We start from the raw sequence: 15242 nt of genomic DNA on the forward strand, positions 1-15242 counted from the left end.
CCGCACCCCGCGCAACCCCCCGCGGCTTCCAGGGCGGTCCCCAGGGCAGACCACGCACCGGACGCGGTCGACACGAGCCGCCCGCAAACGGCGCGTATCCGGAACCACCTGCTGGGCGGCGAGGACGACCACGAGGCCGACCGGGCCGCCGCGGCGGCGCTCCTCGCGGTCTTCCCCGGGATGGCCGGCATCAAGCGCCACTCCCGGCAGTTCACCGGCCGCGCGGTCGGCCACCTGGTGCGCGACGCGGGCATCGGCCAGTTCCAGGACGTCGGCAGCGAACTGCCCACCGCCGACAACACCCACGAGATCGCCCAGCGCACCGCGCCGGAGGCGCGGATCGTCTACGCCGACAACGACCCCCTGTCCCCGCCCGGGCGACCCGGCCTACGCCGAAGCCCTCCGCCGGGCCAACCCGGGGCCGCGGTCCCGTATACACCGCGCACCCCGCACGAGGTCGAGCGTTACTTCGAGGGCCTGCACCTCCTGCCGCCGGGCGTGGTCTCCTGCCCGCGGTGGCGGCCGGAGAGCACCGCGGAGGGCCTGCCGGAGGTGGCCGTCTACGGCGGCGCAGCCCGCAAGCCGTGAGGTGCGCAGGGGCCGCGGTGGGGCGGCTTACAGTGAACCGCCATGGGTTCCGCCGCCTCCCCTGCCTGCCTCGCTGCTGATCACCGCCCGCACCGCCCGGCGACCGCGCGCCGCACGACCCGTCAGACAGGGCCCAGCGCCCACCCGGACCGGGCCCGTTCCGGGCGGTGACCCACAGCGTTCCCGACCGCCGCTCCCCTCAGGCGGGGAAGGTGGCTCCCCAGGTGGCGGGGCCGACGATGCCGTCGACGGTGAGGCCCTTCTTCGCCTGGAAGTCCCGGCACGCCGCGTACGAGTTGGGGCCGTAGGCGCCGTCCGCGGTGAGGCTGTAGCCGTGGCGGGCGTTCATCTGGTTCTGCCACGTGGCCACGCTCGCGTGGCTGAAGGTCGGCGGCTGGCGGAAGTTGACGCCGGGGTGGGGCAGCGGGCCGCCGCCGGGGTTCGTCGCCCCGTTGAGCACGCCGTTCACGTACAGGTTCCCCGGGCAGCCGGTGCTCAGGTGGTCGCGGTGGCCGCAGATGGCCCGGGCCGCACCACCCTGCGTGCGCAGCCGGTTGACGGCGTAGCGGAAGGCGTTGATGAGGCCGCTGGTGATGGTGTCGTAGTCCCCGGCGGTCCCGCCGACGAGACCGCAGACGGCGTACCAGTTCTGATTGCCGGGGTCGGTGCCGTTCGCGGCCGTCCGGCGGTTCTCACCGCGGCCCTGGAACACGTAGTCGTGCACGCAGACGAGGTGGCTGTAGGCGATGTCCGCCCAGCCGTTGCCGTCCATGTGGTGGTTCTGGATCCCGCGCACCTGGGCGGCGCAGTCCGCGTGGTTCGCGCGGGCGACGTGGACGGCGTCGACGTGATGGATGGTCACGCCGCCGTTCTGGGGCGTGATGTTGCTGTTGGTGTTCCGCGGAGCGCGTGCACCCCAGGCGGACCGGGAGACGAAGGTGGTCACTGGCCCCTCCGTCCGGACAGCGCGCAGTCGACGGTGGCGTTGAGCGGCTCGTCCTGTGCGCGCCGCAGCCCTCCGGACGCGTAGACCGCGCCGGGATGCCCGGGCCGGTTCACAATCGGCAATTCCCGCGGATCCGCGGCGAAAGCCTGGCCGGAGCAGATCACGGGGGCGCCGGCCACGGCGGCCGCGGCTATCCCCAGGAAGCCACGGCGGGATGGTCGTTGCGACATGTCGTCTCCAGACGGTCGTGGGGGTACGTCGGCTGACTCGCTCGCGCACCAGAGGTACAGCACACCGGTAGCGCCCCGGTTGCGCCGCCCGGCGGCCATGCAGCGGACGGTGCGTGGGTCCGCCCGTCCCGGCCTGCCGCTATCCGACCCGGGAACGTTGCGGAACGGTGGCCGGGTCGGCCGGGCGGCCGCGGGTGAGGTACTGCGGTACGGGGGTGCGGTTGTCACCGGTGTCGCGGACGAGGCCGTAGCGGACGATGCCCGTCGCCGGGTCCGGCGCGGTGTGCAGGTCGCGCAGGATGGACGCGTGGTCCGTCGGCTGGACGAAGACGTTGTAGTCCTCCCCGGTCTCGTTCTGGTGGAGCGTGACCGCGCCGTCGAGCCAGAAGAACTCGCTCTGCCACATCTGCTGGGCGCCCTCGGGCAGCACGGTGGTGCCGATGCCGGGTGATTCCATCCAGGTCTCGCCGGCTCCGCCCGGCTTGACGTCGTCCATCCGCCGGCCGCCGCCGGAGGCCGCATGGAAGAGCCTGCCCTCCAGGCCCGTCCAGGTGGGCATGGTCAGGCTGCCGCCGGGTTCTGCGGTGACGATCTGCCAGCGGACCAGCACGTATCCCGTGCCGCGCAGGGTCGCGCTCTCGCCGCGGTGGGTGAGGGTGACGTCAGGTCCGACGGTGCTGGTCACGCCCCGTTCCGGCCGGCGGGGCAGTGGGCCGGGCGGCCGGTCGGGGTCGGGCGGGGAGTCGACGGCGTCGACCACGCTGCCGTACCGGGCGGCGGGAGTGGACGTCGGGACCGCGGTGCCCGGTGGGGTGGTCGGCGGCGTGCTCGCCGAGGGGGTGCTCGCCGCCGGCGGGTCCGCCGGCGGCGTACCGGCCCTCCCGGACGTGGGCGGGGCCGGGGAGGGTGGTGTCGTGCAGGGGCGGGTTGCGCAGGCCGGTGACCGGGCGGTCCGGATGCGGTCCTCGGCGCGGGCCCGCCGGCGGTGCCGGGTGCGGATCAGGGTCTGCCACCCGCGCCGGTAGCCTTCGGTAGCTGGGCCAGGGCCAACCGGCAGGTGGTGACGTGATCGGCGGCAGCGTTGCTGCCCGCGTTGCCGGGCCACAGCAGGGCCGCGACCGGCTCGCCGGAGCCGGGACGGCCGTGGTCGGCGAACGCCATCAACGGATGAGGAGCCCGTACGTCGCAGGCCCGGGACATCAGGCGAACCTGGCGGGTGTGGTTCGCATCCCGGGTCAGGTGAAGGCCGTCATGATCCGCTCCCTGATCAGCCGCAGTTGCGTGTTCACGTCGGCCGCCGCGGTGAGGTCGCGGCCGGTGAAGGCTTTGACCATGGTGCGGTCGGTGATGGCGCAGATCATGTGGTTGACACCGCTGGGTGCGATGTCCCGCTGGATCTTCTCCAGGCACTCCTCTGGCGTCCCTGCGATGGAGAGCCGCTCGGCGACCTGCGGCGAGGTCAGTTCGATGCCTCGGGCCAGGTCTCCGGCGGCGATCGCCTCGATGGCCGGCTTCAACTCCGCCGGGTCGACACCGTTGCGGAGCAGCTGCTCCTCGGGCATGGAAGAGGCGTAGATGCCCACCATGCTGCGCGCCGCCTCCTTGGCGACCGCCGAGTCCGGCCCGGTCGCGAAGACCACCCAGGCCCCGATGTCGAGCGATCGCCAGTCCTTGCCGGCACGCTCGGCCCCGGTGCGGATGTGCCGTACCGCGTACTCGTACGCCTCGCGGGTGTAGCTCAGCGCGTGATGGCAGCCGTCCGACAACTCCCCGGCCGCCTCGAAGGACTTGGGCCCGCGCATCGCGCCGAGCTTGAGCGGAACGCGTTCCTGCACGGGCCGCGCGAAGGTGAAGAGCCCGTCGTAGGCGAAGAACTCGCCCTCGTAGGTGAGGGCGCCCTCGTCCAGGAACGTACGCATCACGTGCAGCGCTTCCTTCACGCGCGACAGCGGCTTCGTGCGAGCCCAGTCGATCCGGTACTGGGCGAGCAGTCCGAAGTTGCCGCTGGACAGCACGCCTTCGGCGCGGCCGCCGGTGAGCTCGTCCAGGGTCGCGAGTGCCTGCGCGATCAGCGTCGGCTCCCGCAAGGTCACCGGCGACACACTCGGCCCGAGCCGGATCCGCTCGGTACGGCCGGCTGCCGCCGCGAACAGCAGCCACAGATCCTTGTGCCAGGTCTCGTCGGCCGCGTAACAGGCATAAAAGCCCAGGTCGTCCGCTAATCGAATGGAATCCAAGGACTCGGCCGCGGGGTAGTCGGGGAGCATGGCGTAGCTGAACTTCACGAGCGCCACCTTCGATCGGGGACCTGCATGCGGTGTCCTGCGCTACGTAAGCGCCATGCCCGCATCGAGAGTGCCTCAAGCGCACCGCGTCGAACATCTGCCGGTGGCAATAGCCCTCCGGTCGCCCACCCCGGCCGGCCGGCCGTCACGGCGCCGGCAGCAGGTCCCGCACCAAGGCCCACTCGGCATCGCTCATGTCCGAGCCGTACCGGGCCCGGCGCCCTTCTTCCCCCGGACCAGCAACCCGCCCAGGACTTCTTCCGGGAGAGCCACGTCGGCCGCACGAAGGCCGATCTCCTCACCGGAGTGAAACGCCGCCGACACCAGGGAGAGCGGGAACGGGTAGACGGCGTGCTCGCCCTCGGTATCTTCCTGCACTCGTACGAGCAGGAACCGGAACGGGTGAAGGCATTTCAGGAGTGCGTACGCGCGAGAGCCCCGGATCTCTCCGGGGCCCGCGTCATTCGTCATCTCGGGGTTGCCTACTCGTCCTCTCCGGGCCCTTGCATGATCCGGTCGTTCATCTTCCACACGCCCGAATACGAGGACGCCGCGACGACGTTGCCCCGCTCACCGGCGAAGAGCCGGCCTTACCGAACTCCTTCAGGTGCGCGCAACAGCCGCACGAGCGGCGGAGGAATGGGCACGATCCGCACCTCACCGTCCGCACGTTGCTTGAGGCCGCGCCGGTCGCGCGCCTCGCCGGAGTCGGTCCACGCCTTGCCCGCCGAGGGCCGGGTCTCGGCCAGTTCGATTCGCCGTTCATCCGTACACGAGTGGGGACGTTCACGTGGACGCCGACAACGTGCGTCTGGATGGCAGCGGAGCCGTCGCACTCCTGGCCGACCGTCTGCCGGAAGAAGCGACTGTCGATCCCTCCACGTGCACATGCTTTGCAGTGGCCGACCTCCCGGCGTCTCCCCCGATGAGGTGAGCAATGCCCATGCTGTTCTTCCGCCGCCGGAATCTGCAGGCCAACGGCGTGTAGTACCTGCGCGGCCTGCGAATTGCGCGACTATCGGCGTGATATTGCTGGTGGCGTAATGGCCATGCGGTCCCGGTTACGGGCGCCAATCCGGAGGGCGTCGCCTGACAGCGGCCGCACTGCCGGGTGTCGCGGTGGCGAAGCCCTCGCCAGGATGCGAGCACGGGTAGGGACACCGAGGAAGGACTGCAGTAATGAGCGCTACGGCAGAGATCGGCGTCACGGGACTTGCCGTGATGGGTCGCAATCTGGCGCGCAACTTCGCCCGTAACGGCTATACCGTGGCGCTGCACAACCGCACCGCCTCCCGCACCCGTGACCTGGTGGCGGAGTTCGGTGGCGAGGGAGGGTTCGTGCCCACCGAGAGCGCCGGGGACTTCGTGGCGGCGCTCGAACGCCCCCGACGGCTTGTGATCATGGTCAAAGCCGGCCAGGCGACGGATGCCGTGATCGAGCAGTTCGCACCCCTGCTCGAGTCCGGCGACGTGATCATCGACGGTGGCAACGCGCATTTCGCCGACACCCGCCGTCGCGAGCAGGCTCTGCGCGAGCAGGGAATTCACTTTGCCGGCACCGGCATCTCCGGAGGCGAGGAGGGCGCACTGCACGGGCCGAGTATCATGCCCGGAGGCAGCGTCGAGTCGTACACTTCGCTCGGCCCGATGCTGGAGAAGATCTCGGCGAAGGCGAAGGACGGCGCCCCCTGCGTGACGCATGTCGGTCCGGACGGCGCGGGGCATTTCGTCAAGATGGTCCACAACGGGATCGAATACTCCGACATGCAGTTGATCGGCGAGGCGTTCCAACTGCTGCGGGATGTCGGTGGGTATTCCCCGGGCCAGATCGCGGAGATCTTTCGCACCTGGAACACCGGCCGACTCGATTCGTACCTGATCGAGATCACGGCAGAGGTCCTGTCCCATGTGGACGCGGACACCCGCAAGCCCTTCGTCGATGTCGTCGCCGACCAGGCCGAGCAGAAGGGCACCGGCCGCTGGACGGTGCAGACCGCACTCGACCTGGGGGTACCGGTATCGGGCATCGCCGAGGCGGTCTTCGCCCGTTCCCTGTCCGGGCACGCCGATCTGCGCGCGGCATCCAGGCATCTGGCCGGCCCGAAGCCGCAGCGCCTGAGCGAGGCAGAGACGGACGCGTTCGCCGACCAGGTCGAGCAGGCCCTCTACGCCTCGAAGATCGTGTCCTACACGCAGGGCTTCCACGAGATCGCCGCGGGCAGCACCGCGTACGGCTGGAACATCGACCCGGGCGCCGTGGCCCGCATCTGGCGCGGCGGCTGCATCATCCGCGCCGCGTTCCTCGATCGCATCAGTGCGGCGTACGGCGCCGAGCCCGCATTGATCTCGCTCCTTGCGGACGAGGGCTTCGCGGGTGAGATCGCCGCCGCACAGAACGACTGGCGGGCGGTGCTGAACACCGCGACCGCCCAGGGCGTCCCGACACCGGGCTTCGCGGCGGCGCTGGCCTACTACGACGCGCTACGCGCCGAGCGGCTGCCTGCGGCGCTCACCCAGGGCCAGCGTGACTTCTTCGGCGCCCATACCTACCGGCGAAGCGACCGCGAGGGGACGTTCCACACCCGCTGGGGCGGTGATCGCGCAGAGGTGCCGTCCTGACTGCGACCTCGCGCTTTCACGGGATGCGTCGTCCGAGACGTGATCCCCCGGCCAGCGCCCCTTCGAAGTTGGAGCACATCCATGCGTTCACCGCATCCCGGTCCGGCCGACGAGCCCTCCTTGAGCCCGTCCCGGCGCGGCCTGGTGCGAACCGCCACCACCGCCGGACTGGCGACCGCCGTACCGGTCGTCCTGGGTACGGACCTCGCGTCCGCCACGGCCTCCGCCGGCGATGTCGGCCCGCTGCACCTGCCGCAGGCCACCGCCGGATCACACCGCTGGACCTGCGCGTGCGTTCGTGAAGGCGACCGGCCCCCTGACCGACCCCGCGGCGCACGGCGGCAGCCCGCCCCTCGCTGCCGGGGTTCGGCTTCTCCGACCGGCCCGGCACCACCGGCTGGACCAACGCCCGCATCGCGGCGGCCTGGGCCGCCCTCATGGAACGCCCGGGCTACACCCGGTACATCGCCCAGGGCGGCGACTGGGGCGGCGCCGTCACCACCCAACCGGGCAAGCTGCGGCCCAAGGGCCTGCCGGGAGCGCAGCTGTACTTCCCCGAGTACACCTCACCCCGCCGGTCACCGGCACGACCACTCCCGCCGAACAGACGGCACTCGCCCAGATCCAGACCTTCTTCAGCCGGCTCTCCGGCTACTCCCTGGAACAGCCGACCCGTCCGCAGACCATCGGCTACGCCCTCGCCGACTGGCCCCCGGATTCGGGTCACGGCTGCTGATCCGCCGGGTGGCGGACGAGGCCGGGGTTCGGTGGGTCAGCGGGCGGTTCGGGCGCGGTGTCGGCGTACCGCGTCGCGGTTGGCGCACCGTTGGGAGCAGTAGCGCTGCCGCCCGGTGCGGGAGGTGTCGGCGAAGTCCCCGAGACCGGGAACTTCCAGGCGCATCGCCGGCCTCACTCTGAACCGGAACCCAGGGCCGCTCGAAGACCGCGTCAACCGAGCACTCATCGTGCCCGCTCCACCAGAGTCGTGCCGGAGCCCCTCGAAGTGAACGAACGCAACCATGACGCCGCCGCCGGCGTCGTCGTCCAGGGCGCCCAGGACCGGTGGGCCGGGACGACGTTGGGGGTGGGTGCGGGATGACGCGTGCGACGGGGGCACTGCTGGGGCTGGCCATCGGGGATGCCATGGGCTTTCCCACGGAGTTCAACACTTTCGCCCGGATCGAGGCGGAGTTCGGGGAGTGGCGTTCGCTGCCGCTGCCGGTCTCCTCGGGCACGGCGTACGTCACGGACGACACGCAGATGACGCTCGCGCTCGGCGAGGCGCTGCACACGGTGCTGGCCGGCGGGCCGCTTACCGCCGGGCGCATGGAACCGCCGGTGCGGGCGCACTTCCTGAGCTGGTATCACTCGCCGGAGAACAACCGGGCTCCCGGGGGGACGTGCCTGCGCGCGTGCGAGGCGCTGGAGCGGGGCGGTCCCTGGCAGCGGGCGAGCGTGGTGGGGTCCAAGGGCTGCGGGGCGAACATGCGGGTCGCGCCGATCGGCCTGGTCCCGGGGCTGAGTGCTGAACAGCGCTCCGGCGCGGCCCAGTTGCAGTCGGGCCTCACCCACGGGCACCCCACCGCGCTGGCAGCCGGCGATGTGACCGCGCACACCGTCCACCTGCTGGTCCAGGGCACGGACCCGCAGGACTTGCTGCCTCTGCTGCGTGCCTACGCGGAGGCGAACCGGACGGTGTACCGGGCCGACTGGCTGGGCGATCTGGCCGAGCACGCCCAGGATGTGGACCGGGTCTCCTTCATCTCCCGCGGCTGGCAGGAGTGCCTGGCCGTCCTGGACCGGGTCGAGGCCGCGCTGCCGGACGCCGATCCGGACGCCGACCCCTGCCTGGCCACCGGCGAGGGGTGGATCGCCGAGGAGGCGTTCGCCACCGCGCTGTTCTGCTTCCTCCAGCACCCCGACGACCCGCCGGCCGCCGTGCGCCGCGGCGCCTACTCCGGCGGGGACTCCGACTCGATTGCCGCGCTGGCCGGGGCGTTCGCCGGCGCGTGCCACGGGGCGGCGGCCTGGCCGCCGGAATGGGTCGAGGTCATCGAGTACCGCGAGCGCCTGCTGGCGCTCGGCGCGGCCTGGGACCAGTAGCCCGCCGCAGCGCCGGATCCCCCAGGTGCCGTGAACCGGCCGGAGTCGGTGCAGGCGCCATAATGGAGCGGCAGGCTGTAGGGGTACGCGAGCGGGGAGTCGGCCCTCGTTGGTCGTGGTGCTCATGAGTGCTGTTCTTCCTTCTGCGCGCCGACCGGCCCCGTGGCTGTCTGGGCGGGGATCTCCGGGGGAGCGGCGAGCAGTTCGGTGAGGTGTTCCCTCGCCCGCCGGAGCCGGGAGTCGTCCAGTTCGAAGGTGGGGCTGGCGTGCAGACCCGGCTTGTCGGCCGTGTCGGGGTGCGGATTGCGGTAGATCCGCTGGGCGAGGTCGCGCAGCTCCAGCATCAGCGGCACCGCCTTCTCCATCTCGCGCGGCTTCCCGTCGAAGACCCTCTCGAAGAGCACGAGCAGCCGGGCGTAGGTGTCGTTGAAGTCCTCGACCGCCCGATGGATCTCCGGGTACGGCGCGAAGTGCGCCGACTTCGCCTCCGGATCGATGGGGTACGCGTCCTGCCAGGTGACGTCGATCAGCGGGCCGCTCGGCTGCGTACGCGGCAGGTCGTGGGGCCCGTAGCTGCGGCCCGTGACGATTTCGTTGAAGCGGAAGTAGTGGGCCACCTGCCGCTGTTCGCCGAAGATCTTGTCGTCGCTGTCCCAGATCGAGTCCTGGGCCCCCTCGCCCTGCTCGCTGATCACCTCGATGGCGAGCAGGGCGCTCTTGAGGTCGGTGATGCGGAAGGTCTCGCCGCCGGAGTTGTAGAAGTCCTCGGGGCCCACCTGCTCTGCGGGGTCGCCGGTGAAGATGGTCTGCTCCGCGCTCCGGGCGGTTTCCTCCAGGGCGATGATGCCGCGCCTGATCGCGTCGTAGAACTGTCCGATCGAGGTCCAGCCGGTCTCGTCCGGATTCGACGGCACGAAGGAGTGGGGGCGCTCGATGAGCAGGAACGTCTCCAGCGCGTCCGGCGAGAAGTGCTGGAGCGCGATGGGCGGAAGGCTCGCGTCGCCGAAGGGCAGCCGGGCCGGGTATCCGGGGGTGAGCTTGCCCATGTCCGGGGTGCCGCCGACCGCGTTCAGCAGGTTGCCCGCGAGCGTCATGTGCAGCATTTCCTCCAGGAGGACGCTGCGGATCACCTCGCACGCGTAGGCGTTGGTGCCCGGCACGATGGAGTACAGGCCCGACATGTAGACGGGGATCGTCAGGTGCTCGATCTCCACCGCGGCCTGGAGGTACGTCTTCAGCTCGGGCAGGTCCTTCGGCGGCCGGTACTCCTTGGCCGCCAGGTCGTACATCGTGGTCACTGCGCCACCTCCTGGATGCGGGCTGCGCGCGGGCCCGCGACGGTGACCGGCTGGTGCAGCTCTGCCAGGTCGCGGTGGATGCGCTCGGCGCTGCGCAGGGCCAGCGCCGCCATCGTGAGCGTCGGGTTGCTGGTGCCGACCGACGGCATCGAGCCGCAGCCGACGGCGAACAGGTTGGGGTGGTCGTGGGTGCGCTGGTAGGTGTCGACGACGGATGTGCCCCGCTCTGCACCCATGACGTGCGTACCGGCCCCGTGTCCCGCCCCGTGGTACACGAGGTCCAGCTCCTCCAGCACGCCGTCGGGGGAGTGGCGGTAGTGCCCCAGCGGATAACTGCCGTCGGCCTGCGCGCCGTACGAGCTGCGGTCGGTCGCCCCCAGCAGCTTGAAGATCTCCAGCGCGGCGAGTCGCGCGGCGTACATCCCGTCCCTGACGTGCTTGGCCAGGTCGTAGTGGATGATCGGGCGGGGGTTGCCCATGGCGTCGCGGTGGCGGCTCGGGTCGATGGTGACCCGGTTGGCGGGGTCGGCGTGCTGCTCGACGGCGATCTGGAGCTGCACCTGCCGGTTGAGGTGCGAGCCCAGCGCGCTGCGCAGCGCAGGGCCGTAGCGCCCGTCGGGGTTCACCTCTCCGTCGGCATCCCCGCCGAGGCCGAGCATCCCGCTCACGCTGCTCATCGGGGCTCCCGTGGCCCAGCCCCAGCCCCAATTGCCGATCTCGACCCGGAAGGGCGCCCGCTGCCTGCGGCCCTCCGCGGTGCGGAAGCACTCCAGCCCCGAGGTGTGACCCGGGCCCCGGTACGGGCCGACCGGCATCTCCGGAGGCGTCTCGGCCCAGGCCAGCAGGGTGGGGTGGTCCATGAGGTGCTTGCCCACGTTGCCGCTGCTGTTGGCCATGTGCGAGGCGAGCAGCAGGACCGCGTTCTCGATGGCGTGCGCGGCCAGCACCACGACATCGGCCTCGGCACGGTACGCCCGGCTCGCGGGCGTCGCCGGATCGCCGTACTCGCGGAACTCCACACCCCGCACGGTGTTCCCGCGCCCCGGCAGCACGCGGCTGACGACGCAGCGCGTCGCGATCCGGACCGTGCCGGTGAAGTCCTGCTGGAGCCGGAGCGGCGAGGACTTCGCCTGTACGGGGCAGACGGGCACGCAGCTGGCGTTGCCCACGCAGCGCTCGCCGAAGTTGGGCACACCGACCGCACCGCGCGGCTTGTAGGTGCTGCCGTCGGCGGTCGGGTAGCCGGCGTTGGGCGTGCTGTTGCGGGCTTGCGGCAGCCCGTACACCTGGAGCCGGTACTCCCGGTTCCCGGCGACCTTGTCGATGACCGTCCTGGTGTCGAGCTTCTTGTGGAAGAGCTTGTCCTGGTAGCTCGGCGGGATCTGCTCCATCGGGTACTCGTGGTCCGCGGGCACGGTGCCGAGCCGGTGCTGCTCACGGCTTTCGCCAGCCGTGCCGAGCAGGTACTCGGCGTCGCGCAGGTGCTGCTCCAGGTCGGCGGCGCCCAGCGGCCAGTCCAGGCCGTAGTGGTACGCCGTCCGCGTCGAGAAGTCCTCGGGGAACATCCTGGGGACGGCACCCAGCCAGTGCATGCCCGCGCCCCCGAGGACGCGCAGGTAGTCGGTGCCGTAGGGCAGTGGCCCGGTCTGGAGGAAGTGGCCGGTGGCGCGGTAGCCGTCGGGGTTCCCGGGGCCGCCCGGGCTCAGTTCCAGGACGTCGGGGGAGGGCGCCGCACGATTGGGCCGGTACGCGGAGTTGGGCACCTTGGCGACGGCGGATGAGAAGGTGCGTACGGAGTCCTGGTAGTCCCCCCAGTTGTCGGTGCCGCCGTTGCCTGCCTCCAGCACCAGCACGCGCCAGTTCTTCCTGCCCAGGTGGCGGGCGACGAGGCTGCCCGCCCAGCCGCTGCCCACGACGATCGCGTCGTAGTGGCGGCCGTCGACGGCAGCGCCGGTCGTGTGGACGCTCATCGGTCATTCACCTGCTTCCGGAGAGGTCTCCCGCACGGGATGGGACGAGGCGGGTGGTACGGCGGACGGGGAGACGGCCCGGGAGCTGCGCGGTCCGGGCAGCAGATGGGCCGGCGTACTCCCGCCGGCTTCTCCGGCCGAGCCGTACGAGCCGGCGTCGTACGGCACGGCGCCGCCGTGGCCCGCATCCTCCGCGGCGATCCGGGCGGCCAGTTCCGCCTCGGTGGGGAGTTCGGGCGGTTCATCCCCCCAGGTTCCGAAGCCCGGGGGTTTCGCGCCCGCCGGGTGGCCGCCGAAGGCGCGCCACACCAACCCCTCGGGATAGCTTTCCGGCGAGGCGACGAACTCCTGGTTCGGCCGGTCCCGGCGCAGCTCGGCGTGGGCGGCGGGCGCGATGCGCGGGAACGCACCGGTGTACCAGAGGTAGATCAGCGCTCGCGCCAACTCCCGCTCCAGCGCGGGGAGCCGGGACGGACCGAGGCCGCCTTTGTGGGCCTCTTCCCAGACGCCGAGGAAGGCATCGAGGCTCCGGTGGCCGATCTCCCGGCGTGCGGTGTCGAAGTAGAGCTGCGCCATGCCGGTGCTGCGCAGCTCGTACGCGGTGAAGCCGGTGAGCGGCACGCACAGCCTCACGAAGCGGTCGAGGGGGGCGGGGCCGGCGTTCTGCGCGGCGTCGTGATCAGTCATGCGAACCCCTCACCGAAGGGACTGTGAGAGCAGGTGGGCGGCATGCGCCGCGCGCCGGCGCGCCGAGGTCGTGCACCGTCGGCGACGCCGGCCCGGGGCCGGTTCGTGGGCCGGCGGCCGTCCCGGAGGGCCTCCGAGGGGTCTGGCATGTGGGGGGATCTCCTTCCGCAGCGGGCAGTGCGCCTCAGCCGGATGCCAGGTGTCTGCCACACGCACGCGTCGCAGCAAACGCTCGAACCGGGAAGCGGGCGAGGGGACGCGGACCCGTGCGGCGCCCGATCCTCCGGGCGGCACGGCGAGAGAAACGGTTCTCCTCCCTGGGCTCAACGCCCCTTTCGGGAAGGAGATTTCATCACTGCGGGGGAGGGTTCGGACGGTTGAACGCGCACGCCGGCCGTGGTCAGACGGAGCCCGGGAGCATGTCCAGCTCCCGGGCTCCAGGTTGCCGCCCATTTGCGCACACCGGCGGCGTTGAAGAGCCGCGGGTCATGTGGAGATCGACGTGTTCTGCCTTTGAACTACAGCCACGGGAGAGGCGCCGGAGGGACTTGAACCCCCATCCGTCGATGTTCGCCCACGCTCGGTCGGTCCGGTGTCCGGCGGCGAATGCTGAGACTGGAGCGAGAGCGGATGGCCCGCACCGGGTCCGTCTTCCACGAGTCCGTCGAGGGGTCCAGGGTCCACGCCTCGGAGGCGTCGAGCACCGGCAGCTTGCGCACGAAGGTGTGCAGGTCGGTGAGCTGCTTCTCCAGGAACAACAGGTACGGGACGGGCACCTGGGGCAGCAGCACCGTACCGTCGACCACCACGTCCGCGGCCGCCAACCGGTTCGCCCACTCCCTCGTCGCGGTCACGTCGAAGAGCCGCGTCAGCGTCCCGCGGTCGCCCGCAGCGCGTCCCCCGCTCTGGAGTCGCCGGTGTCCCCGTGACGTGTTGTCGTCCGATGGCACTTGGTCGTGGCGCCTGGGCATCGGGCTGTGGACGTGGTCCGCTGGGCCGGTGGCCGCGGCCCCGCCGTCCGGCGGCGGGCGTTCGCCGCGCTCGCCGTACGCTCCGGCGTGGCCCGGGCCGGCCGGTCGCGGGTACCGGCCGAGGAGAGGCCGAGCGGGCGGCCTCCGCCCCAGGTGCCACGGACACGGCGTCGACCGAGGAGACGTATGAGTGACGAACATCGCCGGGCGCCGGACGCAGTCGTCGTCGGTGCGGGCCTGGCCGGCCTGGCGTGCGCCCTGGACCTGTGCCGCGCCAGATGGCGCGTGACCCTGCTGGAGGCGTCCGACGGCGCGGGCGGCCGGATGCGCACGGACCGGCGGGACGGATTCCTGCTGGACCGGGGCTTCCAGGTGTTCAACACCTCGTATCCACAGGTGAAGCGGCGTCTGGAGCTCAGCAGCCTGCGACTGCGGCCCTTCACCGCGGGCATCATCGCGCACACCCCGGACGGGCCTGTGCGCCTCGCCGATCCGACCAGGGAGCCCCGTGCGGCATGGACGCTGCTGCCGGGGCGGGTCCTGACGGCCCGCGATCTGGCCGCGATGGCGGCACTCACCGTACGGGACGCCGTTCTGCCCGTGTCCGTCACCGGAAGGCGCCGGGACCGGTCCACCTCGGCAGCCCTGTCCGGGGCGGGACTGTCGGACGCCGTGATCGCCGGCATCCTGCGGCCCTTCCTCTCCAGCGTCTTCCTGGAGGACCGGCTGGAGACCTCGGCGCGGTTCTTCCACCTGGTCTGGCGGAGCATGGTCCGCGGGTCCCTGTGCCTGCCGGCGGAGGGCATCGGCGCCGTACCGGCCCAGCTCGCCGCCGGCCTGCCCGATGGCGTCCTGCGCCTCGGCACGCCCGTCGAGGAGGTCACCGACGACGGAGTGCTGCTCGGGAACGGGAGTGAGGTGCCGGCCCGGGTCGTCGTGGTGGCGACGGAACCGGCGACCGCCGCCCGCCTGGTGCCGGACCTGACCGTGCCGGACACCCGCACCGTCACCACGTACTACCACGCCACCGGCCGCCCGCCGGCGGCCGAACCGATCCTGAGGGTGGACAGCACCGGAGCGGTCCTCAACACCTGCGTCCTCAGCGAGGTCGCTCCCACCTACGCGCCCCCCGGCACCGGACTGATCTCCACCTCCGTCCTGGGCACCGACCGGCCCGGCAGGGCACAGGCGGTGCTCCGGCGTCTGGCCGAGCTGTACGGCACCGACACCGGCACGTGGGAGCAGGTCGCTGCCCGCACGGTCGAGGGTGCGCTGCCGGCGATGCTTCCCCCGTGGTCTCTGAGCCGCACCACCCGCCTCGGCCCGGGGAGGTACGTGTGCGGGGACCACCGGGCGACCGGCTCCGTGCAGGGCGCCCTGGCGTCGGGTACGCGCGCCGCGCGAGAGGTGAGGGCCGACCTGGGACCGGAGAGGTGACGCCGGGGTGCGGGCGGGGCCGGGCCGACGCCGCACGGGTATGTCCGGTTACTCCGGCCGCCGGCTTCGGCGCCTACGGTCCCGGGCCGTGTGCTCGGACTGTGCACG

General features: G+C 71.8%; 11 protein-coding genes and 4 pseudogenes. 4 read left to right on the forward strand and 11 right to left on the reverse strand.

Annotated features, from left to right (window positions below; genetic code table 11):
- Nucleotides 1-45 precede the first annotated feature (45 nt).
- Nucleotides 46-588 (forward strand): annotated as a pseudogene (locus FB457_RS25515) (SAM-dependent methyltransferase); the annotation flags it as partial.
- A 199-nt stretch (nt 589-787) separates the two neighbouring features.
- Here the strand turns inward: FB457_RS25515 and FB457_RS25520 are convergent.
- From FB457_RS25520 to FB457_RS25550, 6 genes and pseudogenes are all read right to left on the reverse strand, one after another.
- Complete coding sequence (locus tag FB457_RS25520; protein WP_047018106.1) at nt 788-1534, reverse strand: peptidoglycan recognition protein family protein; 747 nt, start codon at nt 1532-1534, stop codon at nt 788-790.
- Nucleotides 1531-1764 (reverse strand): hypothetical protein, encoded by a 234-nt coding sequence (locus FB457_RS25525; protein WP_253911429.1) that lies wholly within the window; start codon nt 1762-1764, stop codon nt 1531-1533. Before FB457_RS25525 ends, FB457_RS25520 begins: the two co-directional genes overlap by 4 nt.
- Nucleotides 1765-1903: 139 nt before the next feature.
- The gene (locus FB457_RS25530; protein WP_145783449.1) at nt 1904-2449 is read right to left on the reverse strand and encodes a hypothetical protein; all 546 of its coding nucleotides are present in this window, start codon (nt 2447-2449) and stop codon (nt 1904-1906) included.
- A gap of 306 nt (nt 2450-2755) precedes the next feature.
- A pseudogene (locus FB457_RS25535) lies at nt 2756-2934 on the reverse strand (IS1380 family transposase); the annotation flags it as partial.
- Nucleotides 2935-2999: 65 nt separating this feature from the next.
- On the reverse strand, nt 3000-4049 hold the full coding sequence (locus tag FB457_RS25540) for an LLM class flavin-dependent oxidoreductase (protein ID WP_047020386.1): 1050 nt from the start codon (nt 4047-4049) through the stop codon (nt 3000-3002).
- A 192-nt stretch (nt 4050-4241) separates the two neighbouring features.
- On the reverse strand, nt 4242-4520 hold the full coding sequence (locus FB457_RS25550) for a hypothetical protein (protein ID WP_145783451.1): 279 nt from the start codon (nt 4518-4520) through the stop codon (nt 4242-4244).
- Between the two features lie 708 nt (nt 4521-5228).
- On the opposite strand from FB457_RS25550, the gene gndA reads away from it, so the two are divergent.
- Nucleotides 5229-6668: an NADP-dependent phosphogluconate dehydrogenase gene (gene gndA / locus FB457_RS25560; RefSeq protein ID WP_047018109.1), complete on the forward strand. Its 1440-nt coding sequence runs from the start codon at nt 5229-5231 to the stop codon at nt 6666-6668.
- A 772-nt stretch (nt 6669-7440) separates the two neighbouring features.
- Here the strand turns inward: gndA and FB457_RS25570 are convergent.
- Nucleotides 7441-7539, reverse strand: a pseudogene (locus FB457_RS25570) (CGNR zinc finger domain-containing protein); the annotation flags it as partial.
- A 224-nt stretch (nt 7540-7763) separates the two neighbouring features.
- On the opposite strand from FB457_RS25570, the gene FB457_RS25575 reads away from it, so the two are divergent.
- The gene (locus tag FB457_RS25575) at nt 7764-8771 is read left to right on the forward strand and encodes an ADP-ribosylglycohydrolase family protein (protein ID WP_145783453.1); all 1008 of its coding nucleotides are present in this window, start codon (nt 7764-7766) and stop codon (nt 8769-8771) included.
- Between the two features lie 122 nt (nt 8772-8893).
- Here FB457_RS25575 and FB457_RS25580 read toward each other — a convergent pair whose 3' ends face one another.
- The 4 genes and pseudogenes from FB457_RS25580 to FB457_RS25595 form a co-directional block, all read right to left on the reverse strand.
- On the reverse strand, nt 8894-10060 hold the full coding sequence (locus FB457_RS25580) for a ferritin-like domain-containing protein (RefSeq protein ID WP_253911646.1): 1167 nt from the start codon (nt 10058-10060) through the stop codon (nt 8894-8896).
- A 5-nt stretch (nt 10061-10065) separates the two neighbouring features.
- Complete coding sequence (locus tag FB457_RS25585) at nt 10066-12039, reverse strand: GMC family oxidoreductase (RefSeq protein WP_145783455.1); 1974 nt, start codon at nt 12037-12039, stop codon at nt 10066-10068.
- A gap of 3 nt (nt 12040-12042) precedes the next feature.
- Nucleotides 12043-12726: a hypothetical protein gene (locus FB457_RS25590; protein ID WP_047018113.1), complete on the reverse strand. Its 684-nt coding sequence runs from the start codon at nt 12724-12726 to the stop codon at nt 12043-12045.
- 620 nt (nt 12727-13346) lie between these two features.
- A pseudogene (locus FB457_RS25595) lies at nt 13347-13633 on the reverse strand (DUF7873 family protein); the annotation flags it as partial.
- A 250-nt stretch (nt 13634-13883) separates the two neighbouring features.
- Here FB457_RS25595 and FB457_RS25600 point away from each other — a divergent pair.
- Nucleotides 13884-15134: an NAD(P)/FAD-dependent oxidoreductase gene (locus FB457_RS25600; protein WP_145783456.1), complete on the forward strand. Its 1251-nt coding sequence runs from the start codon at nt 13884-13886 to the stop codon at nt 15132-15134.
- The last annotated feature ends 108 nt before the right edge of the window (nt 15135-15242 follow it).

The sequence above is a fragment of the Streptomyces sp. CNZ287 genome (genome assembly GCF_007827615.1).

What these genes read in the sequence shown, in the direction of transcription:
- FB457_RS25525 (WP_253911429.1), bottom strand. Translation starts at nt 1,764, where the DNA reads ATGTCGCAACGACCATCCCGCCGTGGCTTCCTGGGGATAGCCGCGGCC.
- FB457_RS25585 (WP_145783455.1), bottom strand. Translation starts at nt 12,039, where the DNA reads ATGAGCGTCCACACGACCGGCGCTGCCGTCGACGGCCGCCACTACGAC.
- gndA (WP_047018109.1), top strand. Translation starts at nt 5,229, where the DNA reads ATGAGCGCTACGGCAGAGATCGGCGTCACGGGACTTGCCGTGATGGGT.
- FB457_RS25580 (WP_253911646.1), bottom strand. Translation starts at nt 10,060, where the DNA reads ATGTACGACCTGGCGGCCAAGGAGTACCGGCCGCCGAAGGACCTGCCC.
- FB457_RS25600 (WP_145783456.1), top strand. Translation starts at nt 13,884, where the DNA reads ATGAGTGACGAACATCGCCGGGCGCCGGACGCAGTCGTCGTCGGTGCG.
- FB457_RS25550 (WP_145783451.1), bottom strand. Translation starts at nt 4,520, where the DNA reads ATGACGAATGACGCGGGCCCCGGAGAGATCCGGGGCTCTCGCGCGTAC.
- FB457_RS25575 (WP_145783453.1), top strand. Translation starts at nt 7,764, where the DNA reads ATGACGCGTGCGACGGGGGCACTGCTGGGGCTGGCCATCGGGGATGCC.
- FB457_RS25590 (WP_047018113.1), bottom strand. Translation starts at nt 12,726, where the DNA reads ATGACTGATCACGACGCCGCGCAGAACGCCGGCCCCGCCCCCCTCGAC.